We start from the raw sequence: 25,824 nt of genomic DNA, 5'->3' as shown, positions 1-25,824 counted from the left end.
TGCATCTCCATTGAAAATCAGGGCCTGGAAAGGCTGTTGATCATTTCAACGACAAAGTGTTTATCAACAAGAATTTCAACATTAAAACAAAAAACCGGGCATATGGTGCCCGGTTTTTTAGAATTCACATCTTATTTTGCAGCTTTAGCCGCTTCAATTGCACCTTCGTAATTCGGGTGGTCTGTACCTTCGCTTACATATTCCACATAAACGATTTCATCAGAACTGTTAACGACGAATACAGAGCGTGCCAAAAGGCGTAGTTCTTGCATAACAACACCATATGCTTCACCGAATGAAAGGTCACGGTGATCGGAAAGAACTTGAACATTATCAAGTCCGCTAGCTGCACACCAGCGTTTTTGTGCGAAAGGAAGATCGTTACTGATCGTCAGCACTTTCACATTACCCAATTTTGATGCTTCTTCATTGAATTTTCGTGTTTGTGCATCACATACACCTGTATCCACGGAAGGAACTACACTGATGATACGGACGGAGCCTTTGGAGTCGCTTAATGTAACGGGTGATAAGTCATTTGCCAATACGGTAAAATCAGGAGCCTTGTCCCCAACTTTGAGTTCTTGTCCTACCAAAGTGATCGGGTTGTTTTTAAATGTAACTGAAGCCATTAAAATTCCTCCTTTTTCTTCTATATGTACATGCATTATCATATTTGTTTTACCGGAATTTTGCAATTAATTGAATTGAAAAAAGTAAATATTCCCTAGTGATCACTTAAGCCTTCAAATGTGGAATCTTATATTCAAGCAAAAAAAAAACTCGGCAGACGCCGAGCTCAGTTAGAAGTCCAGATCCTGTTTAGGCTCCTCGTATCTCTTCATAGGAGGCTGACTGCCACCTTGCTTTTGATTGCTATCCTTCTTGGCAAGCATGGACTGGATTTTATCGACTACTTGGGGAGCTAAATCCATCATTTTTTCCAGAAGGTGCGTCCCTTCATCAAGATGAATCATCTTTACGCCATGGGAACCGACAATCAAAAAGGCAATTGGCGTTATGGATACCCCACCACCGCTACCGCCTCCAAATGGCTGCTTGGATTCGCCTTGCTGTCCTTGATGATGCCCATCAATCACAAATTCGCTGCCACCTGCCGCAAAGCCGAAGCCCACTTTGGAAACAGTTAAAATGACACTTCCATCCGGAGTTTCCACCGGATCGCCGATGATCGTGTTCACATCGACCATTTCTTTCAGATTTTCCATCGCTTCTTTCATTAATCCTTGGATCGGATGATCTGACATCTAAATTCCTCCCTCTAGAACGATTGTTTATTGGAATCACCTGATAGCCTCGCTAAATTCCTGGACTTGAAATTTGCCTTTTTGCCTTTCCAATAACGAAGCAGTTTTATTCCAGTCCACATAGCCTGCCCGATTCTAAATTGTAATATGCAGGAAATTGACGTATTGGCCTGCCATCGCTGAAAGTTAGGCGTAATGGTATAGGAGGGCATGATTTGAAAATTCAAATAAGAGGTCAATAAACCGATGATCGACCCTTTAAGTGCCCAGCAAGCTCCGGTTAGCATACCAGTATGTGCGGCGTTTTTAGTTCCGACGATGCTATGCCACACGAATTTTTTAACCTTGACCTTTCGTGTGAACTGCCGGACGATTCGATGAAAGCCGACTATATGCACAATCATCGTCCGGAGGTCAGCCAATCCATCACGTAAATCTTCTGCCGTGATTTTTTTCGTTTCTTCTTTTTTATCTTCTTCCTTCATTCCTTGTTCTTGCTTTACTACTATACCTGCCGATTCATCATCCTTCTTAATGACCGGCACCTTGATCGTATAATGGAAAAGTCCATACCAAGCTGATAATTTAATATGTATTTGGTCATTTCTATGAACATGCTTTAAATCAATGTACACCCTTATTTTAGTGAACATAAGAAGAAGCAGCAGTAAAATGAGGCTACCTGCAATCAACAAAAGCCACTTCATGCATCCACACCCTTTTTGCCTCTCATTATCGGCATGTACAAAAAAAAATAAACCTGCAAAAGCGAAAAACCGCTCTTACAGATTTATGAAATCCATCATCTTCTGATCAAGACGACGCTTGTGTCTGCGAATACATCATGCAAAGCCTGTTTCTTCGGCAATAGTCCTGCCAAGAGATAACCGATCCATGTCATTTTTGAAATATAGCGCCCGATCAGCTCCCTGAACAATACCGTACTCCAAGAAATGACTTTTGCCTCTTCCTTCAATGCCACAACCTTCAGTCCAAAAATCATTTTACCCAAGGTTTGATTCAAGTACTTCGTCATCAAAACAAAGTATAAGAAGAATACGATTCCCGTCAAAAAGCCCTCTGCGGAAAACCACAGATCATCTGTCCCTTCGTAAAACTTGAAGATCGGATGAATCAAGATTCGATTCAAGCTTCCGATAACGAGCAGGTCCGCTAAATACGCCCAAAATCTCATCCAAAAACCAGCAAAGTATACTTCCTTCAGTTCCTGATCGACAGCGATCTCCGCTGTTGATACATCCGAATTAACGGGATCCCCCTGTTTTTCAAGTAGATTGGGTGAAGCAATACGTTCATTATTTTCATTCCGTTCCGTCATCCTTCAGCCCCCCTATTCCGCATACAAATACATTAAGCGTGGAGAATTTGAAGAGGAAAGGATTTTTGTCAGTAGCGCCGTTTCCACATCATTTCCCAACATTTTTTGCGCTCCCATACTGAATAATGAGCCGAAGCCAGCCTCATCTGTATAACGGATAACTTGAGCATCTTTTTTGCCTAAATCCGTTTTCATTGCGGCAATGACATCATCCAAATGGCCAAAATCATCAATTAAATGGTTTTCTTTCGCCTGACGCCCATCATAAATGCGGCCGTCCGCGATCTTTCTTACTTCCTGCTCCGTCATACCGCGGCCGTCTGCAATGACCTTCACGAATTGATCATAAGAATTGTTAATCATGTTTTGCAGTATATCTCGTTCTTCGCCCGTCATTTCCCGGGTAGGACTCATAATATCCTTATGCGGTCCGCTTTTGATCGTTTCGAACTCGACGCCATATTTCTTGGCCAACTTCTCGTAATTATACCCATGCATGATGACGCCGAGGGAGCCCGTCATCGTTTCTGGGCTTGCATAAATCTTATTAGCCGGTGCTGAAATATAATAGCCACCCGAAGCGGCCATTGACCCCATTGAAACATAGACGGGTTTTTTCACTTTCTTAATATCAAGGATCTTGTCATAGATCTCTGCACTTTCGACGACACCGCCGCCAGGTGAATTTACCCGGAGGATAATTCCCTTGATATCATCGTTTTCTTCTGCCATCTTCAGCTTATCCATGAAGGCACGGTGATTATATGTTGCCGAACTTAGTAATGATGCTTCTCCTGTATCCTGAATCGTTCCCTCTACATCAAATACGGCAATAACATTCGTGTAGTCTTCGCCTTCGATGATTTCTTCATAAAATTCGCTTTCGGACGCGAATAAGTCATTAATGACACTTTCCGTATCAGCTGTAAAAAAAGTCGTAGCCGTCCCTACCAGAATAGAGACAAAAAACAAAACGGCTGCGATTCCTAATGCTGCCCAACGCTTTCCATTCATCTGTGTTCCCCCTTAACGATATGTATCCTCTTACCATACGAACTAATAACGAAAATGTTTCATTCCATGATAAACTAAGACAGTTAAAATTGTAGCAAATAATCCTCTAATTGGAAATGCGCAAGCTTGATCACTTTGTACGTTCGCTCAAGATTATTGTTTCGATTGCTTCAATCAGTCCCAAATATGTTGTGCATCGAAAATTCTTCTGTATTCTGTTTAAACGGGAAAACAGAGAATTAATTATACCATTTTTCTCCTTCGATCGTTTGCACGAGTGAACGAGTTAACTGCTCATATTCACTGTAGATCGGCATAACTCACGAGTAAAAGTGCCAAACTCCCAAGTAGACGCTCCGAATTGACGAACAAAGTAATGAAAAGTGTAACAGCATACTAAAATATATCATTTCATGATAAACTACTATCATAAGTGCAGCACACAATTCTCGAAAAGGGACAGGCACAGGTTCTTTTTTTGCTCCAGCGTTTCTATATCGAGAATTAAGAAAGCCCTTTCATTACTATTCAAATTAGGGGGATCATGATGAACATTCGAAGAAATATTTATTTTTTCCATGCTTCAAGTTCAGAAATGCAAAACAAGGTCGAACGTCTCGCGGAGTTGGCTAACCGGCACTCCTATGAAGTCGTCCAAGATTCCACAATAGCCAACATTATCGTGAGCATTGGTGATGATGGTACCTTTTTACAAGCTGTACGTAAAACCGGCTTTAGGGACGATTGTTTATATGCCGGCATTTCCACCACCGGAAATTTGAATATGTACTGCGATTTCCACCTGGAAGATACAGACAAAATGATTGATGCGATGACAAAAGAGCAAATCGAGGTTCGAAAATATCCAACCATCGAGATTCAATTGGATGAACAGCCGTCCTTTTATGCCCTCAACGAACTGAGTATCCGAACTTCGATCACCAAGACGTTCATTATGGATATTCATATCGACGAAATTCATTTCGAAACCTTCCGCGGGGATGGAATCATCATTGCGACCCCTACCGGTAGCACTGCCTATAATAAGTCGGTGAATGGTGCCGTCGTGGACCCGCTTCTCCCTTGTTTTCAGGTGAGCGAGCTCGCTTCCATCAATAATAATACGTATCGGACCCTCGGGTCTTCATTTATATTGAGCAGCGATAGAACCTTGACTGTTCAACTTGAACAAAACGGCCCAAGCTATCCGATCGTTGGACTTGATAATGAAGCGTTGAGTATCAGCCATGTCGGAAGGGTAAAGGTCCGCTTAAGCGGAAAAGTCATCAAAACCGTTAAGCTAAAGGATAATTCTTTTTGGGAAAAGGTAAAAAGGACCTTTCTCTAAAAGACGTAAAAAGGTACCAGATTTATATCTGGTACCTTTTTATATATCATAAAAATCTTTGGTGTTTTGATAAAGGGTTTCATAAACATGGTCGATCGGTAAGTCTTTGATTATAGCCATTTGGCGAATACTTTCATGGATCATGCCAGGGTGTGTCGACTTACCCTTGAATACACCTTCAAACTGCCATGGTCCATCCGTTTCAACCATCATTAGTTCAAGCGGATATACAGCAACCAACTCCTTTATTTCCCTTTCATAGCAAACATCCGGTGTAATTGAAATGCGGTATCGGTTTTGAATCATTCTTGCAATCGTCCGGCTATCACCTTTAAACCAGTGAAAATGCGCCTTTGTGATGTCGTGCTTCTCCAATAAATCGCAAACAATAGGGGCATCATCATGAACGGCATGAAGGATAACCGGTTTTTCGATTTTTTTAGCAAAAGCAAGGAACCTTTCAAGAATCTTTATATATTCAGCCAAATCGATCGCGGAATCTTCCTGCCTTAAGTAAAAGGGAAGCCCTATCTCCCCTACAGCAATCATATTGTGCTGGTGTGCCAGCATCCAATTCAATAATCCATTCATTTCTCGTTCACTGGGGAGACGCTGCTCTGGGTGAAAACCAAAAGCAGGCTTGATTCGTGAATCTTTGCATGAAAGCACGTCATTTTTCATGGAAGATTCCAGATCCATGGAAACCGTGAGCAGGGCTTCCACCTGGTCCTTTTCCATATCTGCGAGAATCTGTGATTGCTTACTTTCATCATATTGATCAAAATGAATATGGCTGTCGATGATCTTCATGCTTAGGCGCCCTCCTTGGCTTATGTAGTGAAGGTTGGCTTCAGTGCGGCATATAATTCCCGTTTCAAATGGAAGAAATCATCACTGAGAAGCTGCTCTTCCCTTCTTGGCCTTGGGAATGGAACGACAACCTCCTTGATGACTGCTGCCGGCTTGGCTGATAACACGTAAATCCGATCGGAAAGGAAAACCGCTTCATCGATGCTATGTGTAACGAAAAGCACCGACCTTCGATATTCCTCCCAAAATGACATCAGCCATTTTTGCATCTGCACTCTTGTCAGTTCATCCAAGGCGGAAAAGGGTTCGTCGAGGCACATCAAATCCTGCGGGCTCAAGATACTCCGGATAAAGGCGGCCCTTTGCTTCATGCCTCCGGATAATTCGTGCGGATATGCTTGCTCATACTCTCCCAACCCTGCTTTAACCAATAGGGCTTTGGCCATTTCTTTGTCTTTGATACCAGCCAGTTCACTGCCTAGCAGGACATTTTCCAAAACCGTTCTCCAAGGTAATAGCGACGGCTGTTGCGGCATATAGCTTATATGGCCCTTTAAGCCATTTATGTTCTTACCGTCCAGTAAAATATCACCCTGGTCCGGCTCCAGAATGCCGCCGGTTAAGTGGAACAACGTACTTTTCCCACTGCCTGATGGACCAAGGATCGTCACAAATTCCCCTTCATCCACATGAACATTCAGCTTCTCTAAAATATTTTGTTTACCATCGAAGGAATAGGAAACGTCTTTAATTTCCAGATGCATGCTTTTCATCCTCCTTTCGCTTCCATGAAACAAGGTACCTCTCCAGTAACGTAATGACCCCGAAAAAGAGCAGGCTCATTCCCATAATGATGAAAATGGCAACAAACACCCGGTCGGTCCTAAACGCGGAGGAAGCGAGTGTCATATAAACGCCAATCCCGGATTTCGCCCCGAGCCACTCCGAAATGACCGCACCCATTACACTGTACGTGGCTGAAATTTTCAGGCCGGAGAAAATGAACGGAACCGAGTGAGGGAGTTCGAGCTTCCAAAACAACTGTCCGTTTCCCGCTCCCATCATCTTAAAATAATGCTTAAGTTCAGCCGGTGTCTGGCGCAGGCCATCCAATGAGGCAACTGCAACCGGAAAAAAGCATACGAGCGAAATGACGATGAGCTTCGGAAGCATCCCAAAGCCAAACCAGATCACTAAAAGCGGTGCCAGCACGATGACGGGAATGTTTTGTGACAGGATCAGCAAAGGATAGACTGCATCCTTCACACCTGAAAACAGATGCAAGGCCGCTGCAATCAATAAGCCGATACAGCTTCCAATTAAAAAACCCGATAACGCAAGCTCAGTCGTTGATAGCAGGTGTCCCCAAAGACTATGTACAGACTTGATACCTTCAATGAAAATAGCTGATGGAGCAGGAAGCAGCCATTCTTCGATTTTCAATATCGCTGTCGCTGACTCCCACGCCATCAGCAGCAATACTAAAAGAAAGAAGGGAGCCCCCTTCTTCCACATTCTCCTTTTCATGGCCGATACTTCTCCGTCAACGTATCCATCGTGATTCCGCTCGGCTGATACAATATCTTGACTTGGGAAATGACATTCGGCGAACCTAATTCAATCATTCTTACATTCATTTTTTCTATTACCGCAAATAGCTGGGAAAGCTCCCCCTCCATGGTTGTTTCTAGTGGGTGAACCTCGTATTTGACACCTGATTCGTCTATGATCTTAATTGCTTCATCGACTAAAGGGATGACATCTTCACCTTTAGGAATAATTTGGATACTAATTAAAGAATTGGCCATTTTTCTCCTCCTATTGTGATAAAAACTCATTGGTAAACGCCTCTTCTGGTTTGAATTCACCTTCAAGAAGCTTATTATCTCTCATCCATTCACTGTAATTCTTCCATATTTCTAGCTTTTGTTCACCCCAGCGAGGCGCATCTCCCTGATATTTGTCTGCAAGCCACGCCTGGCTTTTCCTCACTAGTTTGGCATCCAGATCCGGAGCGGCCTCCATTAATATGTCCGCAGCCGCATCTGGATCATCGATTGCAAACCGATACCCTTCCGAAGTTGCATGAAGGAATGCCTTAACAGTGTCTGGATCTTCTTTGATTAGCTTTTCGTTCGTTGTCAAAACAGGTGTATAGTAATCGAGCTTATCCGAGTAATCGGTTAAGTAAACCATATTCAGCTTTTCATTTCTCAGCTCGGCCTCGATACCAGTCCATCCATAATAAATCCAGGCGAAGTCTACATCTCTTTTAACTGAAGTGAAAAAATCAGCGTCTCCTGTATTCACTATATCCACTTTGTTTACATCCGCATTTTCTTTTTTCATCAGTGAATTGATGATGGCCTTTTCTACCGGAGATCCCCAGCCACCATATGTTTTCCCTTCAAAATCCTTTGGAGATTTTATGTTTTTGGCTGCTGGGGAAGCGAATCCAGAGGTATTATGCTGAATGACAGCAGCCAAAGAAACGATTGGCACACCTTGGACGCGGGCCTGGGTAATGCCTTCCTGATAGCTAACGCCAAATTCGGATTTCCCGGAGGCCACAAGCTTATCGGCACCTGCTTCACCTGGCATGATAATATCGACATCCAAACCTTGTTCTTTAAAATACCCTTTTTCCTTAGCTACATACAATCCTGTATGGTTTGTATTCGGTGTCCAATCAAGCACGACCGATACTTTTTTCAACCCTTCATCGTCTTCCTTTTTTGTTGCTTCTTCTTTTTCGTTCGTTCCGCCGGCGCCACATCCAGCTAAAAGGAACAACGAAGTCAGCAATGGCAAAAATTTATTCAAGCGGGTATCCTCCTACTCATCAGATAAGATCCACATGCAGGAATATTGAGGGCGCCAGGTTCATGAATAATAAAAAAAAAAAACGCCCGAAGATGAGTTCGGACGTTAACATACAAAACGGAATTTCTGTCATAATATGTTCCCTCCGCTGGCACCATCCAGATCAGGTTCAAAGAGTCAGCATCTATTGGACGCAATCTCAGCCAGCATTACTGGCTCCCCTACATTTCTCGCACATATGGACTTTTCTCTATCATTATATCAATTCATGGAGAAAAGGGAAAACTAAATTGCTTTCTATCAAAAATCCCCTACAGCCCGCCATTCGAATCATGCTTTACTACCCGATTTCAAAAATAGTCACTTCCTTGCAGGCAATCATATAATGAACATGACCTGCAGACATTTAAAAGTACCAGATTTATAATTCATAAGCAAAAGGTGGATATGATCATGATAAAGATTAATCACAAATGGTTAGATGTCAGTCAAATCCAACCAGGTATAGCATCTGCCAAGGAGCTGGAAATCCTTCAATTGCTGGCGGGGTATGAGACCGTTTTTGAATACCCGAGCTTGGAGGAGCTTGATTTTGAAATCCAATTGAGGCTTCGAGTCATTGAAGCAGCCATTTCCTTAGATAAAAGCGGTGCAGAATTTGCAACACTCGAGGAATCGGAAACAAATCCACGATATTGGCACCTTGCAAAGGATGGCACCTTCACCCTTCAGTTAGGCATTCCTCCCCATGTTGCCGTTACAGACATTTTCCAAAACGGAAGGCAATATGCTTTTGAATGTGGGACAGCAATCGTCGTCACATTCTTAAGGGCGATAATGGATGTAATCGGACCGCGGAAGTTTGACTATCTTTTTTCAGACCTATTTCTATACGACTGGCATCCTCCAACGAATATGGCCCTGAACGTTCACCGTGGCACGGATTTTTTACCTGGCGACTGCTTGTATTTCAAAAACCCGGAACATAATGAAAAAACGCCGGAATGGCAAGGGGAAAATGTGATATTATTACGAAAAAACCTCTATTTTGGCCATGGGATCGGCATTACCAATGCTAAAGGAATCATTGATGAGCTAAACGTCAATAGAAAATTGAATGCGGCGATATCTGCCTACTTGACAAAGCATATCGTAAGCCTCGATAGTTCCTACTATCATGGCACAGTCCAACCATATCCCGTCCGCGAAGGTTCCCATCTCGATAGCCTCCCCAATTTGATCGTTTCTGAAATAGGGTCGAAGCTTCTCCTTTCATGAAGCACGGCCCTGCATAAAAAATGCTTGGAGGATAGATCCACCAAGCATCTTTCTTATTCACGCACCAAGATTCCTTTTGCCTTTAAGTCGGCGGGCGCTTGCTTGCCCCCATTTCGTAATGGAGAGCGTATAAACTGCCAAGGCGGACCATATGAACAAAAAGGCTAACAAATGTGCTTTAGTAAAGCTTTCATGATAGACGAAAACACCGATCAGTAAGGATAGGGTCGGAGCGATGTACTGAAAAATGCCAAGCATCGAGAGCGGGATCTTTTCTGCCCCTTTCGCAAAATATAACAGAGGTAAAGCCGTGACAATCCCACCGCCCACCAACAGCAAACCTGTGCTCCCATTTGTAAAGAATTGCATGTCTGCCTCGGTCGACAAGTATATCAGGTATCCAAGGGCAAGAGGGGTTACCATCATCGTTTCAAGCGTCAGACCGATCGCTGATTCGGCCTTGATCATCTTTTTGGCCAATCCGTACAATCCAAAGGTCATCGCCAATACAAGGGAGACCCAAGGAATGGTGCCGAAGTGGATTCCAAGAATCAAGACTCCGATTCCAGCAAGCACGAACGACATGACTTGCGCTCCGCTCAATTTTTCCTTTAAGACGATTACGCCCAAAAGGACGCTGACTAGCGGATTGATATAATAACCAAGGCTCGTATCGAGAATCTTTCCTGAGTTAACGGCCCAGATGAACACTCCCCAATTAGCTGTAACGAGCAGGGACGCTGTCAGTAAAGCTGCAAACAATTTCGGGTTACGAACTATATACTTGAAATAATCCACAAACGCCTGCCATTTTCTCATGAACATCAATAACACCAGCATGAAGACGAAAGACCACAATACCCTTTGCGCTAAAATCTCTGTTGCACCGACCCCTTGGAGGAATTTCCAGTAAATCGGAACAATTCCCCACATCATATAAGAAAGCGCGGCATAAATCGCCCCTTCTTTTTGTTCATTCACTTTCATAACCTGCCTTCTTTCCATACATTCCTTGATAATAAAAAACCATCTAACCATTTTGCAATGGGTTTGCTCTTTTTGCAACTGTTATTTTTTATGATACATGACTCTGTCATCAATGACCGTCATGACCGCCTCAGCTTTTAGAAGCTCTTCCGGATCTACTGCAAAGACATCCACATCAAACACGGTAAAATCGGCATCGTACCCTTTAATTATCCGGCCGCGCCGCTTTTCCTGACCGATTGCCGCGGCACTCCCTTTCGTATAGAGAGAAAATGCCTCAAAAACGGTCAGCCTTTCAGCCAAGTTATACCCAGCATCCTCACTGTTGGTTTTTGCCCTCGTGACGGCAGCATGTATGCCGAAGATTGGATTAAGTGGCTCGATCGGTGCATCTGAACCGCCCGCACAAATGATTCCCATACGCAAATAGGTTTTCCAGGCGTATGAGGTTGCCAGTAGTTTAGCCGGTACCTTTTCCTCCACCCAAGGAAAGTCGGACGGTACGAAACCGGGCTGGATATCAAAGATCACCGGCAGTACAGCTGCCCGCTCAAGCAAATCCGGCCGGACTATCTGGGCATGGATGAGCCTGTCATGCAGCCCGAATTTCGGAGGGAAGGCTTCAATGGCATCCAATACATATTCAAAAGCGAGATCGCCAATCGCATGGGCAGCAATCGGCATTCCTGCCTGCCTCGCTTTTTGCACCCAGTGGTGAAGCTCGGTTTCCGTGAATATCGCCACGCCATTCGTACCGCTTTGATCTGCATAAGGCTCGCTCAGCAAGGCTGTATGACCGCCTAACGAGCCGTCGGTGAATATTTTCATGCTGTCGAATTTGATATATCGCGTCCCCTCTTGATAACGGCCGCCTGCTGCCAGCATGTCTTCAAGGGCTTCATGATGGACGAGCAAATTGGCTCTAAAGGCCATCCCCTTATCCTCGATGACCGATTTAAACGCCTCGTAAGTTGGCTCGAAGCCATTGTAATAATGGAGGTCCTCCGTATGACCGCCCGTCAGCCCCAGCTTATAGGCATCCGCTATCGCCTCCTCAAGCGCAGTTTCGATATAGTCCTGGTCAATGCCGGGAAGGCTGTCTAAGATGAGGTTCTGTGCCTGGCTTTCCTTCAATAAACCATTAAGTCGTCCATCAGGATAGCGACATATCACACCACCTGACGGTTCAGCCGCATCCTCCATAATATCAGCTGCCATCAAGGCGCAGGAATTGACCACCAAGGCATGACGGCAAATCCTTTTCAATACGATGGGATGCTCTGTCGAGATGGCATCGAGATCGTCCCGTAAAATCAAGTCAGGGATCGTCCATTCATTTTCATTCCATCCTTCAGCGACTATCCACTTTCCTGCAGGTGTCACGGCGCACTTTTCCTTCAGGATGCGCAGGACAGCTTCCCTGCCTTCCAGCAAAGAAAGGTCTAGACGAAGCAGACGCTCGCCATGCCCGACCAAATGAAGGTGGCTGTCCACCAACCCCGGAAGCATCGTTTGTCCTTTTAAGTCGATTTCCCTGGAAATATTGCCGGCATACTCCTGTTTTAAATAGGTAAGGCTGCCGGTGTCGACAATAACACCATCCTCGCTGAAAAGGGCCTCCACCCGATCTGCTTCTTTAATCATCGTATAAATGGACCCATTGTACCATAACGTTCCCATACCGGCTTTACACTCCTTATTAAATGTTCTTACTGTGCATATATGGTGTAAGTGTACCATCTCATCTCAAAGATTCCCATATTTAAGATAAAAAAACGTCAGCCTGAGGGCTGACGGACATGATTTCATTTAATTATTTTTGGAGTGCTTCTTCCCTTTTCCGTAAATCCACCCGTTTGATTTTACCGGAGGTGGTTTTGGGAAGCTCATCAAGAAATTCGATTTTCCTCGGATATTTATATGGGGCCGTCGATTCTTTTACGTGCGTTTGGAGTGTAGAGATCAAGTCCTCGTCAAGCGGATCGATATCATCCATCAAGACAACATACGCCTTGACTACATTCCCCCTTATTTCATCGGGACTGGCAATTACGGCACACTCTTTCACATATGGATGGTTTACGAGTGCATCTTCCACTTCAAACGGTCCAATGGTATATCCAGAGCTGATGATGATATCATCGGCACGTCCTTCAAACCAAAAATACCCTTCTTCATCCTTTTTCGCTTGATCGCCGGTAATATAATAATCACCGCGGAATTGCTTTGATGTACGTTCAGGATCTTTAAAATATTCTTTAAAAAGTGCAGGTGTATCGACATGCACGGCAATGTCACCGACTACACCGGGAGAACAAGGGTTGCCGGAATCATCAATGATTTCCACATGATTTCCGGGAGTCGGTTTGCCCATGGAGCCCAGCTTAATCTCCATCCCTTTTGTTACACCCACCAGCAGGGTATTTTCGGTTTGTCCATATCCATCGCGGACTTCAATATCAAAATGATTTTTGAAGACCTCGAATACCTTTTGATTGAGAGGTTCACCAGCCGACACGGCACTATGAAGATGTGATAGATCATAGTCATCAAGATTATCCACCTTGGCCAGCAGTCTGTATTCGGTTGGTGTGCAGCATAACGCATTCACTTTGTAGTCCTGGAGCAGCTGAAGGTATTTTTTCGCCTCGAACTTCCCATGATAGGCAAGACCAGTTGCGCCCGTGCCGAGTACAGCTAGGAAAGGGCTCCAAATCCACTTTTGCCAACCAGGACCTGCCGTTGCCCAAACCACATCCCCCTCACTGATGCCAAGCCAGTTTGCCGCTGACGTTTTCAGGTGGGCATATGCCCAGCCATGTGTATGGACGACCCCTTTAGGATTTCCAGTCGTTCCGGAAGTGTAAGATAAGAAGGCCATATCTTCACTCTTCGTCGAAACCAATGCCAGCTGATCCGATTGCGCACGGGAGAGCTCATCCAAATCCAGCCAATGCTCCACCGGCTTTCCAATTGCGAATTTCAGAAGGCCTGCCGCCCCGTCAACCTCGTCCAGCTCGGAAGTATATTCATGAAAACTGATTATCCCCTTAACGTCACCGTGGTTGATACGGTATTCCAAGTCCTTTGCACGCAGCATTTCGGAGCAAGGAATGACGATCATGCCTATTTTCAATGCAGCTAAGTAAACTTGATAAGCCTCCACCAGGCGAGGAATGATGATCAAGACTGTATCGCCTTTTCCCAGCCCTTCCTTCTTGAAGGCATTCCCGATTTTGTTTGCTCGTTTAAGTAATTTTTCATATGTAAGTTGTTTTTTCTCTCCGGCTTCGTTCTCCCAAAGAACAGCAACTTTTTCAGGATCTTTTGCAAAACGTTCCATTTCACTCACTAAGTTGTACTGTTTTGGAGCTAATAAATCTTCACGTTTCATTTTCTTCCCCTCCAATTATGAACTCTTAGTACCTACTCATTATACAAGATACTGCTCCCATATATCCATGTATTTATACAAATAAATAAAGAGAACGGGTTAGAAACCCGCTCCCTTTATACTGGAAGAAAAATTGCAGTGTTTTTATTTATCAACTCAGTCGATTTCATGTTTTATAAGACAGAAAAAAATCATGTAGTATACGAAGTAGGCCTGCATCGCACTTTAATCAGGCATACACGCATTATCGATAAACTGAAAGAGAGCGGGTTAAAAACCCGCTCTCTGTAGCCATATTTATGAAATTATCTTTTGTACCCTCCGCCTAATTGTTGTTCAGCCATTTGAACAAGGCGTTTTGTGATTTCTCCACCAACTGATCCGTTAGCGCGAGCTGTTGTGTCGGCACCAAGTTGTACGCCGAATTCAGAAGCGATTTCATATTTCATTTGTTCTAGAGCTTGTTCCACTCCAGGTACCAATAATTCGTTTGAGCTGTTGTTGTTTGCCATGTGTTTTTCACCTCCTTGTGATTATAGAGTGTGTTAAAACACATGGCTTCATTCGCACTATTTTATTGGTAATTACAGGATATTAAAACAAGTCTTCCATGGCTTCTGGTTTATCGAATGTCTGTCCCGGTTTGATGGTCAAAATTTCGGTTTCAGCGACTGCTTTTTCAATCAAGGAGTCGAAGTCGACGAAGCTCTCATAGTAATTGACCTTTTCACGTTTCGGTTTCGTTTTTGGGCTTGCTGGCGTGAACACCGTACAGCAATCTTCATACGGGAGATTGGATATTTCAAACGTATCGAGCTCTCTCGCGATTTTGATGATTTCGGTTTTATCCATTGTGATGAGCGGACGCAAAATCGGTGTATTCGTCACCTCATTGATGGCATACATACTGCTCATCGTCTGACTGGCCACCTGGCCAAGGCTTTCGCCGGTGATAAGTGCCATCGCTTCCTCTTTTTCACGGATTTGATCGGCGACCCGCATCATTAAGCGGCGAGTTGTGGTCATCGAGTAGTTTTCCGGAATCTGTTTTTGAATCAATAATTGAATTTCCGTGAATGGTACGATATGCACTTTCATGCTTCCATTGATTTCAGCAAGCTTGCCGGCCAGATCAATGACCTTTTGCCTTGACCGTTCACTCGTGAAAGGAGGACTGTAAAAATGGATCGCTTCGACATCCAAACCGCGTTTCATCGAGAGGAATCCAGCAACCGGACTATCAATACCTCCAGAAAGCATCAGCATCGCCTTTCCGCTTGAACCGAAAGGAAGCCCTCCGGCGCCCTGGATGATTTCACCAGTCATATATACAGCCTCACGTCTCACTTCCACCAACAAATTCAAGTCAGGTTTTTTTACGTCCACCGTTACACCTTCTGTATTACGAAGCAAATGGCCGCCTAGTGCCCGGTTAATTTCATCAGTATTATACGGGAAATCCTTGTCCGCACGTTTCGTCGTGATTTTGAACGTGCTTACCTCTTCAGAAGTTTGGTTAAGGTAATATAGCGCTGCCGTTTTCATCACTTCTAAATCACGCTCGACTTTTATCGCTGGACTTAAGGACTGAATCCCAAATATGCCTGTTAACCGTTCAATGACCGGCTTATGGTCCACACCGTTCAGGAGAACGTACATCCGTTCGCGGTTTGCCGTAAGCACTACACCGTCTATATCCTTTAAACTCCAGCGGATGTGTGCCTTCATTTTATCTACAAAGCCTTTACGGTTTCTTTTTTTCGTGGAGATTTCTCCATAGCGGATAATTATATGATCAAATTTCATTTCGCAACCCTCATTATTTTTTCTAAATTTACGACAATTTTTTGTATCGCCGCCAGAACTTGCTTTGCTTCATCGAGCTCATTTCCATACGTAGTGCTGATGCGGATGACGCTCTCGGAACGAGCTTGATCATGGAACATCGCATCCACCGTTTTGCTTACCGTCCTTTTTTTTGAAGAACAAGCACTTGTTGTTGAAACAAATATCCCGTCCGATTCCAAAGCATGCAGCACTACCTCTGATTTAAGCAGCGGTAAGGAAAAATTCAGAATATGGGGTGCACCTTCCTCAGGACTGTTAACCAGCACCCCATCCATTTCGTTCAAACCTTTATATAAATATTGTTTAATTTGTTCAAGCTTATCATGATGCAGCAATTGATTGTTCATACTAAGACGGAAAGCTTTCGATAAGGCCACGATTCCCGCGACATTTTCGGTGCCGCTCCTGATTTTCGTTTCTTGATTGCCCCCATGGAAAAGCGGATCGATCTTAACGCCTTCACGAACGTAGAGGAAGCCTGTCCCCTTCAAACCGTGGATTTTATGTCCGGAAAAGGTGCATAAATCGACATGGGCTTCCCGCAATGATAAAGGGACCTTGCCAGCTCCTTGCACATTATCGACATGAAAGAGCACGTGCGGGTATTGTCGTAGCACTTCTCCTATTTCAGCGATAGGTTGTATCGAGCCTACTTCATTATTGACATGCATGATGGAAACCAATATGGTGTCTTGTCTAAGTGCATCCATAAGGTCACACAATTCAATCTGCCCAAGTTGGTTAACAGGCAGAATCGTGATTTCAAAACCTGATTGTGTCAATGAGTAACATGCATCTTCGACAGATGGATGCTCAATCGCCGTCGTGATGATGTGCTTGCCCCGAGTCATCTGAGCTTGGGCTGCGCCTTTAATGGCAAGATTATTCCCTTCCGTTCCGCCGGAAGTGAAATATATTTCCGAGCCCTTTACCTTTAACAGATCAGCGACTTGATTTCGTGCTGCGGAAAGGAGTTTCTCGGATTGAACCCCAAGCCCATGCAGCGAGGATGGATTGCCAAAATAGTCAGAAGAAACCTTAAGGAATGATTCGATGACTTCTGGATATGGTTTGGTTGTTGCGCTATTGTCAAAATAAATCACAAGTTCACCTTCCATGTTTTGTATCTATGATGGTCATTCTTTTACATATCAATATAATTGTTGGTATTGCAACATCTAATATTAACATAATTGAATTTGAAAGAGAATGTAAATCACTGGTCCCCGAATCCAAGTAACCGCCTTACATGGTAACCCTTTGCGGATTTGGTTTAGCTCCCAAACCAAAAAACCCGCCATGGCGGGTTTTAGGATAGGACTTCTTCAATATTCGCCCCAATTTTTCGTAAGCTTCCAGGGTCGACCTTTTCAATCGCAGTGGCTGCCGTTTCCAATGCAGCTTGATATTCATAGCTGCGGAATTTGGCCTCCGCCTCCCTAAGACTGTCAGCAACTGTATCGTGACTGCTGCGATAACGATTTCCGAATTGAATTACTTTTTCGGCCAAATACATATGTTCAATCAATTCTTGTGCTTTTTCAAAGACCTTATCTACCTGCTGAACCGCTTTTTCCAGATAAATATAAACAGAGGCCATGTCAAGCGGCTTTTCTTCCAGTTTATTTTGAACGTCCTCGATGCTTTCTTTAGCACCCTCTAGCACAGTTTTATACTCTTCAGGGAGCCCCGGGATATTGCTTTTGGAAATTAAACGGCCGGTATCGATCATTTTGCGTTTCAATTCAGCCAATGAATCCCTCGCATCCATTTCATCTTTCCGTAAAGCCTGTAATTTAACGGAAAAGTCTTTCTGATTTTCCTGTAACTCTTTCAGCTGTGCTCCTAATCCCTGCATCTCTTCACTGATTAGGGAGCTTGCCATCACATTATCCTCCATCTTCAATACAAGCAATTGATGGCGTTTCGAAATTTGGGCAATCTGCTTTTCCATTTTCCGTTGTGCTTCGAGCTCATTTTCCGTCAATTGGTAGGAGTGCTGGACATGTATCGTTTCGACTTTGAGTTTGTCGCTTTCATATTCAAGGTCACTTATCGTTTTCCTGAGGACTTCATCGTTTTTCAAGACATATTGTTTGGAGAGTACCTCTTTCTCAAGCAGGTCATATAGAACCTCGATGCTTTCGTGCATATCTTTAATGCCTTTTTCGACAACTTCCGTTTCAGCATTTTCCAATTGCGTTTTATAAAGCTCCAGTTCCTCCTCAAGCCTTGATATCTCCTGTTGAAAATGAATATGGCTCAAGAAATACCCTTGTCCTGACATCTCCTCGTACCCGTCCTTTAATTCATTGATTTGGGCATGCAGCTCGGATTGGCTGTCAACCAATAATTTGGGAAGCATCTCCATTTTCACGGTCAGGACTGCCAGCTTTTCCTTTATGGAAAGAACGAGCTCCCTCGCATTCAAGTAATTTCCGTTTTCCGTTTCTTCTTCATACTTTTGCAGGATCTGCACGACTTCATCTAGGGTGTTTTCCAGCTTATCTGCCGCTTTCCCGTAATTATGCCTATGTGCAAGCAATGATTTCTTCAGTTGGCGGTAGGATTCTTTAATATCCTCGATTTCCAAGCGATTCTTTTCCTCACTGCCTACAAGTTCATTCAATTCATATAAAATCTTTTTGATCATTTCTTCAATTTCATTCAGCATGACGGTAATTTTTTGCTGGACCTCTTTGGATCGTCTGAACCGGTATTTATCGACAAACTCCTCTGCATCGAATAATAGCTCTTCGACCTTCGGCATATGGTCCGTAATGATGGCGTCCCATTCGATACGCCAGTTTTCGAACATTTCCTCGGTTTCACCAGTCATGTTCAATTGTTTAACTTTAGAAAGCTCTTCCAGCACGGGGCGGTGCATGATGCTTATTTTCCAGGACTCCAGTCGATCGATTTCTTTAAAATATCTCTTTTTGAAAAAATAACCCCATATGATAAAAATCAAAATTAATACGATTACCCCAAGTATGTACTCCATGCTAGGCCCCCTGTTCTAGTCCTTCCAGTCTTGCTCTATTATATATCAATTTTTAAAATGTTAAATTTAATGCTTTTATGATACCATGTTAGCAATAATTTTTGATGAGAAAAATGAACTTTTTGTAGAAAATTGCTACAAATACCTGTTTTTTGGGAGGGAATGGCCATGAAAGCTGATAATCACGTGCATACTCCGTTTTGCCCTCACGGCTCTTTGGATACTTTCGAAGATTATATTACGCGGGGAATCGAGCTGGGATTAAAGGAAATCACATTTACGGAACACGCACCCTTACCCCGGGATTTTCAAGACCCGACACCTGAAAAAGACAGTGGCATGGACGCTGCCCTACTTCTCGATTACCTTCAGGAGCTTCGCGTATTGAAAGAACGCCATAAGGACAAAATCTTGATCAAAACCGGACTGGAGGTTGATTTTATAGAGGGTCATGAGAATGCAACAAAGGAATTCCTCGATGAAATCGGAGAGTTCCTGGATGACAGCATACTTTCCGTCCACTTCATCAAGATTCAAGATAGTTGGCACTGCATGGATTTCAGTGCAGATGAGTTTGGGCGGATCGCCAACGAACTAGGATCCGTCGAAGCGCTATATGCCAACTATTATGATACATTGGAAAAATCAATTGAAGCTAATTTAGGCATATATAAGCCGAAACGGATCGGTCATATCACCCTGGTCCATAAATTCCAGCATCGCTATCCACCAGCATTTAATTTTGACGAACGTGTATACAGAGTGCTGGATATGATCAAGAAACAAAAATACGAATTGGATTATAATGGCGCCGGGCTTGTCAAGCCCCTGTGCGGCGAGCCGTACCCGCCAGAACGGTTTGCCGCTTATGCCAAGAATCTCGGCATTCCGCTCGTTTATGGCTCCGATGCCCATCAGGCTAAAGATTTGGGACAAGGCTACCCGGCACTGATTGCAGCGTTCAATGGGTAACTGATGCATCCACTTCAGGCTCGCCCCACTAACTGAGGCTCGAGGTCCTTTGCAATGAAAAGGGTATCTTGGAGAAATCGACCGACTTCATTCGCATAGATATTCGTGTAATAGGCTTCCTGCGGAAACACATGAAGCACATCCATCGCATAATGGGTATGCAGGACAGGTGCTGTCAGCAGGCCCTTCAGCTGCAGCAAATACATCGGAATCGAAACCGAGTGGAAGCTCCTGTTCTTAATTCCTTGTTCCAAAATATATTGAAAATAAGACTTTTCCTTTGTAAAATAAGTCGAATGGATTTCCCGGTTCAAATTGGAATCCAATGAAGATTCCCCATAGATGAACCGTGCAGCCAGGAAGTTTTCCCTCTGGAAGGCGAGTATGCCCTTCACGAGATTCAGCAAGCAATGCTGCGGTCCTTTAAGGTCGAGAAGGGTCATGTTCGTCTCAAGAACCAGGATATATTCTTCTAAATAGGAAGTGAAACAGAATTCCAGCAGCCCCTGCTTATTTTTGAAATAGTAAGCGATATTTGCAGCGTTCACTTTCGCTTTATTGGCAATATCCCGGATCGACGTCGCATGGTAACCTTTTAAATGAAATAAATGCAATGCAGCTTCGACAATGGCTTGTTTCGTTGGCGTCTGGCGATTCATTCAGGCGATCCCTCGCTTTCTTTGAGACAAGTCTTGTGGACTATTTCTGTACGAATGAGCCTGAATCCTTTAGTTAGTTCTCGACAAAATCCAAACAAACAAGCAACATGAGTAGAATGTGCTGTAAAAATATGCGGAAGACAGGTGAACGCTTTTGTTTAATGTCGAAATGTATCAAGAAAAAAAAGAAAAAAACTATGAATTGGTCCAAAAACAGCTTTCAGCCTTAATTGAAGATGAAACGAACCGAATAGCCAATTTAAGCAATGCGGCGGCTTTACTGAATCAGTTTCTTGATGAAATAAATTGGGTCGGCTTCTATCTATATGAAGAGAACCAATTGATTTTAGGACCATTCCAAGGACTTCCAGCATGTGTCCGCATCCCAATGGGCAGAGGCGTATGCGGGACATCTGCGGCCACTAAAAAAACGCTGCGTATCGAGGATGTCCATCAATTCCCTGGACATATCGCCTGTGATGCAGCATCTCGGTCTGAAATTGTCATTCCTCTCATGCAGAACGGCAAGTTGATCGGTGTGCTCGATATCGACAGCCCGATCACGAACAGATTCGACGAAATCGATCAGTACGGACTCGAGAAGTTCGCTGAAATCCTTTCCAAGAGTTTATAACATTAAAGGGAGCGGCAACATAAAGCCGCTCCCTTTTTCATTGCAGGACTCCATGTACATGCACCCGGTCCTTGCCTGAATTCTTCGCACTATATAACGCCTCATCGGCCCTTTTGACGACTTCCTTCACACTATCCGATCGTCCTTTTTCCCAATGGGACACGCCTACTGAGATCGTCACACCGGGATTGGAAATATCCCTTACCTTATCCTTTAACCGTTCGGCAATTCGAATGCCCGCTTCCAAAGTTACAGAAGGCAGGTAAATAGCAAGCTCCTCCCCGCCCCATCTTGCCCCTACATCATGATCACGAATGTTATGCTGGAGAAGGTTTGACACCTGGATCAGAATTTCATCGCCAACCTGATGACCGTATGTATCATTAATACTTTTGAAATTATCAATATCGATCATGATGAATGTCCCTTCTTCATCCTCTTCCATCGATCTAGACATTTTTTCATCGAGAAATCCCCTTGTATAAAGCTGTGTCAAATGATCGGTAATCACCATTTTTTCAAATTCTTCCCGCAGCATCGAATTTGCCATCGCCATGCTCGAGTGCTGGATGAGCGATTGTAGCAATCTGAACATATCGAACGAAAAGAAATACGCCTCCTGATGGAGGATGACAGCGAATCCCTTGCCCTCTTTTCCTTCCATCATCGGAACGGCCATAAGGGAAAGATACTGCATCTCTTGATTGGGACAATGAATCCTTAAATCACCGATGAAAAGCGAATCATTGTCTCCCCCAAGCCTATCGATCAGGAATGAAACGTAAAGATCTGCTTCCTCCGCATCAAAAAATTCAGAGCTGCCCCTCAGGATATTCCGCCTATCATCTTTGTCTATCATCATAAAGCCCACTTGTTGGGCATGAAAGGATTTGATGATTTGCCTTTTCATATACACCATCGTTTCATCCAAGCGCAGGTTGGAATTCAAATGGTGGGAAACCTCATTGATGAGCTGTAAATCGGCGACAAGCATTTTGGATTGTTGATAAAGCTGGGCATTCTCCAAGGCACTCCCGGCAGTTTTGGCCAACAATGATATAAACTCGATTTCCTGCGTTGGGAAAGTGAATGGTTTAGGAGCAATGACCTGAAGCACCCCATATACACCCTGTTTCCCCTTTAGTGGTGCATATAGAATGGTTTGATTTTCGGTGGGCTGATCTTCGAACTCCATATTTCCCGATACGTAAGCTTGCAGAGCGGCCACATTATCACTATTATATTCCAGTTCCTTAATCGGCAAGTTTTCATGACCGTCATGATCATGGGAAAGTAACAGGAAATAATCGAATGTCGGATATACGGTATGTAAAGTAGCGATGATCTCCTCCAATACAGCGTCTCGGCTCATGGAAGAATGGAACTTTTCAGTGACCTTGAAAAGTTGTTTATATCGCCTTTCCTCGTCCAATATATTTGAAATGGATAAAGCGGTTTTCAAGATGCTCGTGAATTCGGTAGCAAAGATGGTGCCTTCCTCCATGGTCAGGCTGGAGAGAACGCTAACTTCCTGCTCTTTAAATGCCGTCAGTCCGATAACCTTCCCATTATCCCAAAGCGGGATGACAACCTGAAAATCCAGAACTCCCCCTTGCATGCGAATCATCCCTACCCCTTCATCAACTTGTTCTTTACACATCATTTCAATATACTCCTGAACGCGTGCATCCATGATATGGTCGTGAAGGCTTCCAGTCGAGGTATCTTTATAGAATTGCCGTTTCCACTCATCCAATTTAAAGAACGTAACCTCTTTTAACTCCAGCAATATTTTTGCATCACATAAAAAGGTCTCCAACAACGTTTCATCGTGAAGTTCACCTTGTCTATTTTGCATATGTTGAAAGAAGAGCATCCTTAATTGATTTAACATCTGAGCTGTTTTATTCTTCATCTTTATCATCCCTATATTACAGCCTATTTTTTTGAGAGAACCTGAGATTACATCCTATCCGCAAGTCGAATTGATGCAAAAAAAAACGGGATCGGACGATACATAGTAAATAGCGATTACCAAGAAAAAATGGGAAGCCATCCAATTACGTTTTAAACTCATTATTTTATTATAACGCTTACAATGAAAAAATCCTCCCTAATAATAGTATTTTTTAAATATATTGTCTTTTCATCTTAATCGGTTCATCTCCCCGCTCCTTAATTAATCGCCGACTTCCCTTGACTCATTGAGCAGAATATTATACAATACTCCTTGTGTAAAATATTGCAGCCTATGTGACAGCTTTTATGTTCTCATTTTGTTCCTCCATCCAGAGGTGTATCTCGTAACTCTCTGCTGCTAGGGCGAAGGTACATGAAAACAAAATGGTCATGATCGTCCATTCACACGGTTTTTATTTTACCAAAATAAAACCATTTAAAGGAGGAGTCATCCTATGGCTCGTTATACTGGCCCAAGCTGGAAACTATCCCGTCGTTTAGGAATTTCCCTAACAGGTACTGGTAAAGAATTAGAGAAACGCCCTTACGCTCCAGGACAACATGGTCCTAACCAACGTAGAAAAATTTCTGAATACGGAATGCAACTACAAGAGAAACAAAAACTTCGTCACATGTACGGAATCACTGAACGTCAATTCCGTTCAATGTTCGACCGTGCTGGCAAACTAAAAGGTGTTCATGGTGAAAACTTCATGGTTCTTCTTGAATCACGTCTTGATAACCTAGTTTACCGTCTTGGTTTAGCTCGTACACGTCGTCAAGCACGTCAACTTGTTAACCACGGTCACATCATTGTAGACGGACGTCGCGTAGATATCCCTTCTTACAAAGTGTCCCTTGGACAAACAATTGCAGTTCGTGAAAAATCACGCAACTTCTCAATCATCAAAGAATCAGTTGAAGCAACTAACTTCGTACCTGATTTCCTTACTTTCGATGCTGAGAAATTAGAAGGTACTTTCACTCGTTTACCAGAACGTTCTGAATTGCCTGCTGAAATTAACGAAGCTCTTATCGTTGAGTTCTACTCTCGTTAATACTTTGTTAACAGCTATTTTAAAACCCCTAAAAACATTGATTTCAATGTTTCTAGGGGTTTTTTTCTTTTGCTCCTAATCTGTGGAATGAATAATGTATAAAATCTTTTTTTACGTTCTCTTGAAATGGGAGGACGTTTTTTCTACACAACAAAAAAATTGGGGGATTACTACTGGTCTTGTTATCTAATCTTTTTAGCATGATTTACTTCTGATAAAAATGAAAGAAATGAAAATTAAAGCATATTCTTTTGACTCTTGGAATGAAAATCAATGAACATAGATATTAAGGTTTACTTACATTCAAAAGGAACTAACTTCATGCAGAGCGGTAGCTTCTCTGTCTTGGCATCTGACTTCAAAATATACCCAAATTGGACAACTGCAGTTGCCGCGTTTGAATGGATACAGCAGATATAAATTAGCGTTTCTGCAGGTGATCAATTAAAAATTTATAACGTTAAAATGAAATAATTTAGAATCTAAACCTAAAAGACCCCTACTCAAAAAACGAGCAAGGGCCTTTTATTACGGAGCTAAATACTTTTAAATAAAAGTAATCTACTTTTATGTGAGCAGGTATCCAGGATATCTACTTTATCTAATATAACCAAATTCTCAATTATTTAGAAACAATTATTAAATCATTTCTAATCAAAAATCTATATAAAAATTTCCATATTAAGAAGCCCACAACAGTACCTAAAACGTTAAAAATTAAATCATCAATATCAACCGCACGATAATTATAACCAATCCAAAATCCTGCTAAACCTTGAAACAGTTCAATTGATAAACTTGATAAGAAACCAATGAGTATAACTTTTTTTATGTTTTGTATATTTACGAAAATTATTGGTAAAACAAATCCCATTGGAATAAATAGAATGATATTACCAACTACTTGTTTCAAAAGAATAGTTATTCCAAAACTTAAAGATCCATAACTCATTGCTTCATAAAAAATTTTAAATGGTATAAAATTATGTTTTAACCCGAGCTGATCCTCAATCATTGTTTCAATTAAATATTTTTGAACCGGGAATGGAAATATAGTTATTCCAATAAGACTGCTTATATAAATAATAAATAGTAATACATACATAAATTTCAGAATAGATATACGTCTTTTCACAAGTGGAAATATTAATATAATAATAGATAAAGATAATATTATTATACACGGGTATAAAGCTAATATCATTTTATAATTCTCCAATTTTTTATTTAATAACTTATTGTACCAGATCCTTGAATTCTTTTACCATTTTGATTTTTCCATATTTCATATCCGTATTTTTTACCTTTTGTTAACCCGTTTACGGTAGATTTATAAGGAGAACCTGCACTTGATTTACTATATGGAGTTAGTATAGTTTCATGGACACATTTTAGTTAAGTCCTTACAATGATTTTTGAGAGGATGTGT

Annotated in this window: 25 protein-coding genes and 1 riboswitch; of the genes, 5 read left to right on the top strand and 20 right to left on the bottom strand. The window is 42.7% G+C overall.

The window, feature by feature from the left end; translation table 11 throughout:
* Nucleotides 1–131 precede the first annotated feature (131 nt).
* From tpx to sppA, 5 genes are all read right to left on the bottom strand, one after another.
* Complete coding sequence (gene tpx, locus ASU00_RS00125) at nt 132–632, bottom strand: thiol peroxidase (protein ID WP_057911426.1); 501 nt, start codon at nt 630–632, stop codon at nt 132–134.
* Nucleotides 633–803: 171 nt separating this feature from the next.
* The gene (gene ytfJ / locus ASU00_RS00120) at nt 804–1,268 is read right to left on the bottom strand and encodes a GerW family sporulation protein (protein ID WP_057911425.1); all 465 of its coding nucleotides are present in this window, start codon (nt 1,266–1,268) and stop codon (nt 804–806) included.
* Between the two features lie 14 nt (nt 1,269–1,282).
* On the bottom strand, nt 1,283–1,975 hold the full coding sequence (locus ASU00_RS00115) for a DUF2953 domain-containing protein (RefSeq protein WP_057911424.1): 693 nt from the start codon (nt 1,973–1,975) through the stop codon (nt 1,283–1,285).
* Nucleotides 1,976–2,070: 95 nt separating this feature from the next.
* The gene (locus ASU00_RS00110; RefSeq protein ID WP_082630087.1) at nt 2,071–2,607 is read right to left on the bottom strand and encodes an RDD family protein; all 537 of its coding nucleotides are present in this window, start codon (nt 2,605–2,607) and stop codon (nt 2,071–2,073) included.
* Between the two features lie 12 nt (nt 2,608–2,619).
* Complete coding sequence (gene sppA / locus ASU00_RS00105; RefSeq protein ID WP_057911423.1) at nt 2,620–3,621, bottom strand: signal peptide peptidase SppA; 1,002 nt, start codon at nt 3,619–3,621, stop codon at nt 2,620–2,622.
* A 547-nt stretch (nt 3,622–4,168) separates the two neighbouring features.
* On the opposite strand from sppA, the gene ASU00_RS00100 reads away from it, so the two are divergent.
* Entirely contained in the window at nt 4,169–4,969 is an 801-nt protein-coding gene (locus ASU00_RS00100; protein ID WP_057911422.1) for an NAD kinase, read from the top strand.
* A gap of 39 nt (nt 4,970–5,008) precedes the next feature.
* On the opposite strand, the gene ASU00_RS00095 is transcribed toward ASU00_RS00100, so the two are convergent.
* From ASU00_RS00095 to ASU00_RS00075, 5 genes are read right to left on the bottom strand one after another with little or no spacing between them, the layout of a single operon-like run.
* Nucleotides 5,009–5,779 carry a TatD family hydrolase gene (locus tag ASU00_RS00095; RefSeq protein WP_057911421.1) on the bottom strand — a complete coding sequence of 257 codons (771 nt, stop codon included), beginning with the start codon at nt 5,777–5,779 and terminating at the stop codon, nt 5,009–5,011.
* Nucleotides 5,780–5,799: 20 nt separating this feature from the next.
* Nucleotides 5,800–6,552, bottom strand: coding sequence for an ABC transporter ATP-binding protein (locus ASU00_RS00090; protein WP_057911420.1), 753 nt, complete (start codon nt 6,550–6,552; stop codon nt 5,800–5,802).
* Nucleotides 6,527–7,306, bottom strand: coding sequence for an ABC transporter permease (locus ASU00_RS00085; protein ID WP_057911419.1), 780 nt, complete (start codon nt 7,304–7,306; stop codon nt 6,527–6,529). The genes ASU00_RS00090 and ASU00_RS00085 overlap by 26 nt, the downstream gene beginning before the upstream one ends.
* Nucleotides 7,303–7,587 (bottom strand): thiamine-binding protein, encoded by a 285-nt coding sequence (locus ASU00_RS00080; protein WP_057911418.1) that lies wholly within the window; start codon nt 7,585–7,587, stop codon nt 7,303–7,305. Before ASU00_RS00080 ends, ASU00_RS00085 begins: the two co-directional genes overlap by 4 nt.
* Before the next feature lie 10 nt (nt 7,588–7,597).
* A complete protein-coding gene (locus tag ASU00_RS00075) occupies nt 7,598–8,602 on the bottom strand; it encodes an ABC transporter substrate-binding protein (RefSeq protein ID WP_057911417.1) in 1,005 nt (334 codons plus the stop codon).
* A gap of 123 nt (nt 8,603–8,725) precedes the next feature.
* A riboswitch (TPP riboswitch) is annotated at nt 8,726–8,835 on the bottom strand.
* Nucleotides 8,836–9,055: 220 nt separating this feature from the next.
* Between ASU00_RS00075 and ASU00_RS00070 the strand changes: the two genes are divergently transcribed.
* Entirely contained in the window at nt 9,056–9,880 is an 825-nt protein-coding gene (locus ASU00_RS00070; RefSeq protein WP_057911416.1) for a hypothetical protein, read from the top strand.
* A 57-nt stretch (nt 9,881–9,937) separates the two neighbouring features.
* On the opposite strand, the gene rarD is transcribed toward ASU00_RS00070, so the two are convergent.
* From rarD to ezrA, 7 genes are all read right to left on the bottom strand, one after another.
* Nucleotides 9,938–10,867 (bottom strand): EamA family transporter RarD, encoded by a 930-nt coding sequence (rarD, locus tag ASU00_RS00065; protein WP_057911415.1) that lies wholly within the window; start codon nt 10,865–10,867, stop codon nt 9,938–9,940.
* An 81-nt stretch (nt 10,868–10,948) separates the two neighbouring features.
* Nucleotides 10,949–12,547, bottom strand: coding sequence for an amidohydrolase (locus ASU00_RS00060; RefSeq protein ID WP_057911414.1), 1,599 nt, complete (start codon nt 12,545–12,547; stop codon nt 10,949–10,951).
* A gap of 133 nt (nt 12,548–12,680) precedes the next feature.
* Nucleotides 12,681–14,261 (bottom strand): acyl-CoA synthetase MbcS, encoded by a 1,581-nt coding sequence (mbcS, locus tag ASU00_RS00055; RefSeq protein ID WP_057911413.1) that lies wholly within the window; start codon nt 14,259–14,261, stop codon nt 12,681–12,683.
* 305 nt (nt 14,262–14,566) lie between these two features.
* Nucleotides 14,567–14,773 carry an alpha/beta-type small acid-soluble spore protein gene (locus ASU00_RS00050; protein ID WP_057911412.1) on the bottom strand — a complete coding sequence of 69 codons (207 nt, stop codon included), beginning with the start codon at nt 14,771–14,773 and terminating at the stop codon, nt 14,567–14,569.
* A gap of 82 nt (nt 14,774–14,855) precedes the next feature.
* A complete protein-coding gene (gene thiI / locus ASU00_RS00045) occupies nt 14,856–16,067 on the bottom strand; it encodes a tRNA uracil 4-sulfurtransferase ThiI (protein WP_057911411.1) in 1,212 nt (403 codons plus the stop codon).
* Nucleotides 16,064–17,212, bottom strand: coding sequence for a cysteine desulfurase family protein (locus ASU00_RS00040; RefSeq protein WP_057911822.1), 1,149 nt, complete (start codon nt 17,210–17,212; stop codon nt 16,064–16,066). The genes thiI and ASU00_RS00040 overlap by 4 nt, the downstream gene beginning before the upstream one ends.
* A 206-nt stretch (nt 17,213–17,418) precedes the next feature.
* Nucleotides 17,419–19,113: a septation ring formation regulator EzrA gene (gene ezrA / locus ASU00_RS00035; RefSeq protein WP_057911410.1), complete on the bottom strand. Its 1,695-nt coding sequence runs from the start codon at nt 19,111–19,113 to the stop codon at nt 17,419–17,421.
* 168 nt (nt 19,114–19,281) lie between these two features.
* Here ezrA and hisJ point away from each other — a divergent pair, with 168 nt between their 5' ends.
* Nucleotides 19,282–20,085: a histidinol-phosphatase HisJ gene (hisJ, locus tag ASU00_RS00030; protein WP_057911409.1), complete on the top strand. Its 804-nt coding sequence runs from the start codon at nt 19,282–19,284 to the stop codon at nt 20,083–20,085.
* Between the two features lie 14 nt (nt 20,086–20,099).
* Here hisJ and refZ read toward each other — a convergent pair whose 3' ends face one another.
* Nucleotides 20,100–20,744, bottom strand: coding sequence for a forespore capture DNA-binding protein RefZ (gene refZ / locus ASU00_RS00025; RefSeq protein ID WP_057911408.1), 645 nt, complete (start codon nt 20,742–20,744; stop codon nt 20,100–20,102).
* A 154-nt stretch (nt 20,745–20,898) separates the two neighbouring features.
* Between refZ and ASU00_RS00020 the strand changes: the two genes are divergently transcribed.
* Nucleotides 20,899–21,378 (top strand): GAF domain-containing protein, encoded by a 480-nt coding sequence (locus ASU00_RS00020; RefSeq protein ID WP_057911407.1) that lies wholly within the window; start codon nt 20,899–20,901, stop codon nt 21,376–21,378.
* A 37-nt stretch (nt 21,379–21,415) separates the two neighbouring features.
* On the opposite strand, the gene ASU00_RS00015 is transcribed toward ASU00_RS00020, so the two are convergent.
* Nucleotides 21,416–23,293, bottom strand: a complete 1,878-nt coding sequence (locus ASU00_RS00015) for a diguanylate cyclase (protein WP_082630086.1) — start codon at nt 23,291–23,293, stop codon at nt 21,416–21,418.
* 499 nt (nt 23,294–23,792) lie between these two features.
* Here ASU00_RS00015 and rpsD point away from each other — a divergent pair, with 499 nt between their 5' ends.
* A complete protein-coding gene (gene rpsD / locus ASU00_RS00010) occupies nt 23,793–24,395 on the top strand; it encodes a 30S ribosomal protein S4 (protein WP_057911405.1) in 603 nt (200 codons plus the stop codon).
* Between the two features lie 622 nt (nt 24,396–25,017).
* Here the strand turns inward: rpsD and ASU00_RS00005 are convergent.
* Nucleotides 25,018–25,599, bottom strand: coding sequence for a VanZ family protein (locus ASU00_RS00005; protein WP_057911404.1), 582 nt, complete (start codon nt 25,597–25,599; stop codon nt 25,018–25,020).
* Between the last annotated feature and the right edge of the window lie 225 nt (nt 25,600–25,824).

The sequence above is a fragment of the Peribacillus muralis genome (assembly GCF_001439925.1).
Classification (GTDB): domain Bacteria; phylum Bacillota; class Bacilli; order Bacillales; family DSM-1321; genus Peribacillus; species Peribacillus muralis.
The sequence above is the reverse complement of the archived record's forward strand: the minus strand, read 5'-3'. Positions and strand labels throughout refer to the sequence as shown.

What these genes read in the sequence shown, in the direction of transcription:
- ASU00_RS00085 (WP_057911419.1), bottom strand. Translation starts at nt 7,306, where the DNA reads ATGAAAAGGAGAATGTGGAAGAAGGGGGCTCCCTTCTTTCTTTTAGTA.
- ASU00_RS00110 (WP_082630087.1), bottom strand. Translation starts at nt 2,607, where the DNA reads ATGACGGAACGGAATGAAAATAATGAACGTATTGCTTCACCCAATCTA.
- ASU00_RS00060 (WP_057911414.1), bottom strand. Translation starts at nt 12,547, where the DNA reads ATGGGAACGTTATGGTACAATGGGTCCATTTATACGATGATTAAAGAA.
- ASU00_RS00015 (WP_082630086.1), bottom strand. Translation starts at nt 23,293, where the DNA reads ATGAAGAATAAAACAGCTCAGATGTTAAATCAATTAAGGATGCTCTTC.
- thiI (WP_057911411.1), bottom strand. Translation starts at nt 16,067, where the DNA reads ATGAAATTTGATCATATAATTATCCGCTATGGAGAAATCTCCACGAAA.
- hisJ (WP_057911409.1), top strand. Translation starts at nt 19,282, where the DNA reads ATGAAAGCTGATAATCACGTGCATACTCCGTTTTGCCCTCACGGCTCT.
- ASU00_RS00100 (WP_057911422.1), top strand. Translation starts at nt 4,169, where the DNA reads ATGAACATTCGAAGAAATATTTATTTTTTCCATGCTTCAAGTTCAGAA.
- rarD (WP_057911415.1), bottom strand. Translation starts at nt 10,867, where the DNA reads ATGAAAGTGAATGAACAAAAAGAAGGGGCGATTTATGCCGCGCTTTCT.
- ASU00_RS00080 (WP_057911418.1), bottom strand. Translation starts at nt 7,587, where the DNA reads ATGGCCAATTCTTTAATTAGTATCCAAATTATTCCTAAAGGTGAAGAT.
- mbcS (WP_057911413.1), bottom strand. Translation starts at nt 14,261, where the DNA reads ATGAAACGTGAAGATTTATTAGCTCCAAAACAGTACAACTTAGTGAGT.
- ASU00_RS00090 (WP_057911420.1), bottom strand. Translation starts at nt 6,552, where the DNA reads ATGAAAAGCATGCATCTGGAAATTAAAGACGTTTCCTATTCCTTCGAT.
- ASU00_RS00005 (WP_057911404.1), bottom strand. Translation starts at nt 25,599, where the DNA reads ATGATATTAGCTTTATACCCGTGTATAATAATATTATCTTTATCTATT.
- ytfJ (WP_057911425.1), bottom strand. Translation starts at nt 1,268, where the DNA reads ATGTCAGATCATCCGATCCAAGGATTAATGAAAGAAGCGATGGAAAAT.
- sppA (WP_057911423.1), bottom strand. Translation starts at nt 3,621, where the DNA reads ATGAATGGAAAGCGTTGGGCAGCATTAGGAATCGCAGCCGTTTTGTTT.
- ASU00_RS00070 (WP_057911416.1), top strand. Translation starts at nt 9,056, where the DNA reads ATGATAAAGATTAATCACAAATGGTTAGATGTCAGTCAAATCCAACCA.
- ASU00_RS00115 (WP_057911424.1), bottom strand. Translation starts at nt 1,975, where the DNA reads ATGAAGTGGCTTTTGTTGATTGCAGGTAGCCTCATTTTACTGCTGCTT.
- ASU00_RS00050 (WP_057911412.1), bottom strand. Translation starts at nt 14,773, where the DNA reads ATGGCAAACAACAACAGCTCAAACGAATTATTGGTACCTGGAGTGGAA.
- ezrA (WP_057911410.1), bottom strand. Translation starts at nt 19,113, where the DNA reads ATGGAGTACATACTTGGGGTAATCGTATTAATTTTGATTTTTATCATA.
- ASU00_RS00095 (WP_057911421.1), bottom strand. Translation starts at nt 5,779, where the DNA reads ATGAAGATCATCGACAGCCATATTCATTTTGATCAATATGATGAAAGT.
- refZ (WP_057911408.1), bottom strand. Translation starts at nt 20,744, where the DNA reads ATGAATCGCCAGACGCCAACGAAACAAGCCATTGTCGAAGCTGCATTG.
- rpsD (WP_057911405.1), top strand. Translation starts at nt 23,793, where the DNA reads ATGGCTCGTTATACTGGCCCAAGCTGGAAACTATCCCGTCGTTTAGGA.
- tpx (WP_057911426.1), bottom strand. Translation starts at nt 632, where the DNA reads ATGGCTTCAGTTACATTTAAAAACAACCCGATCACTTTGGTAGGACAA.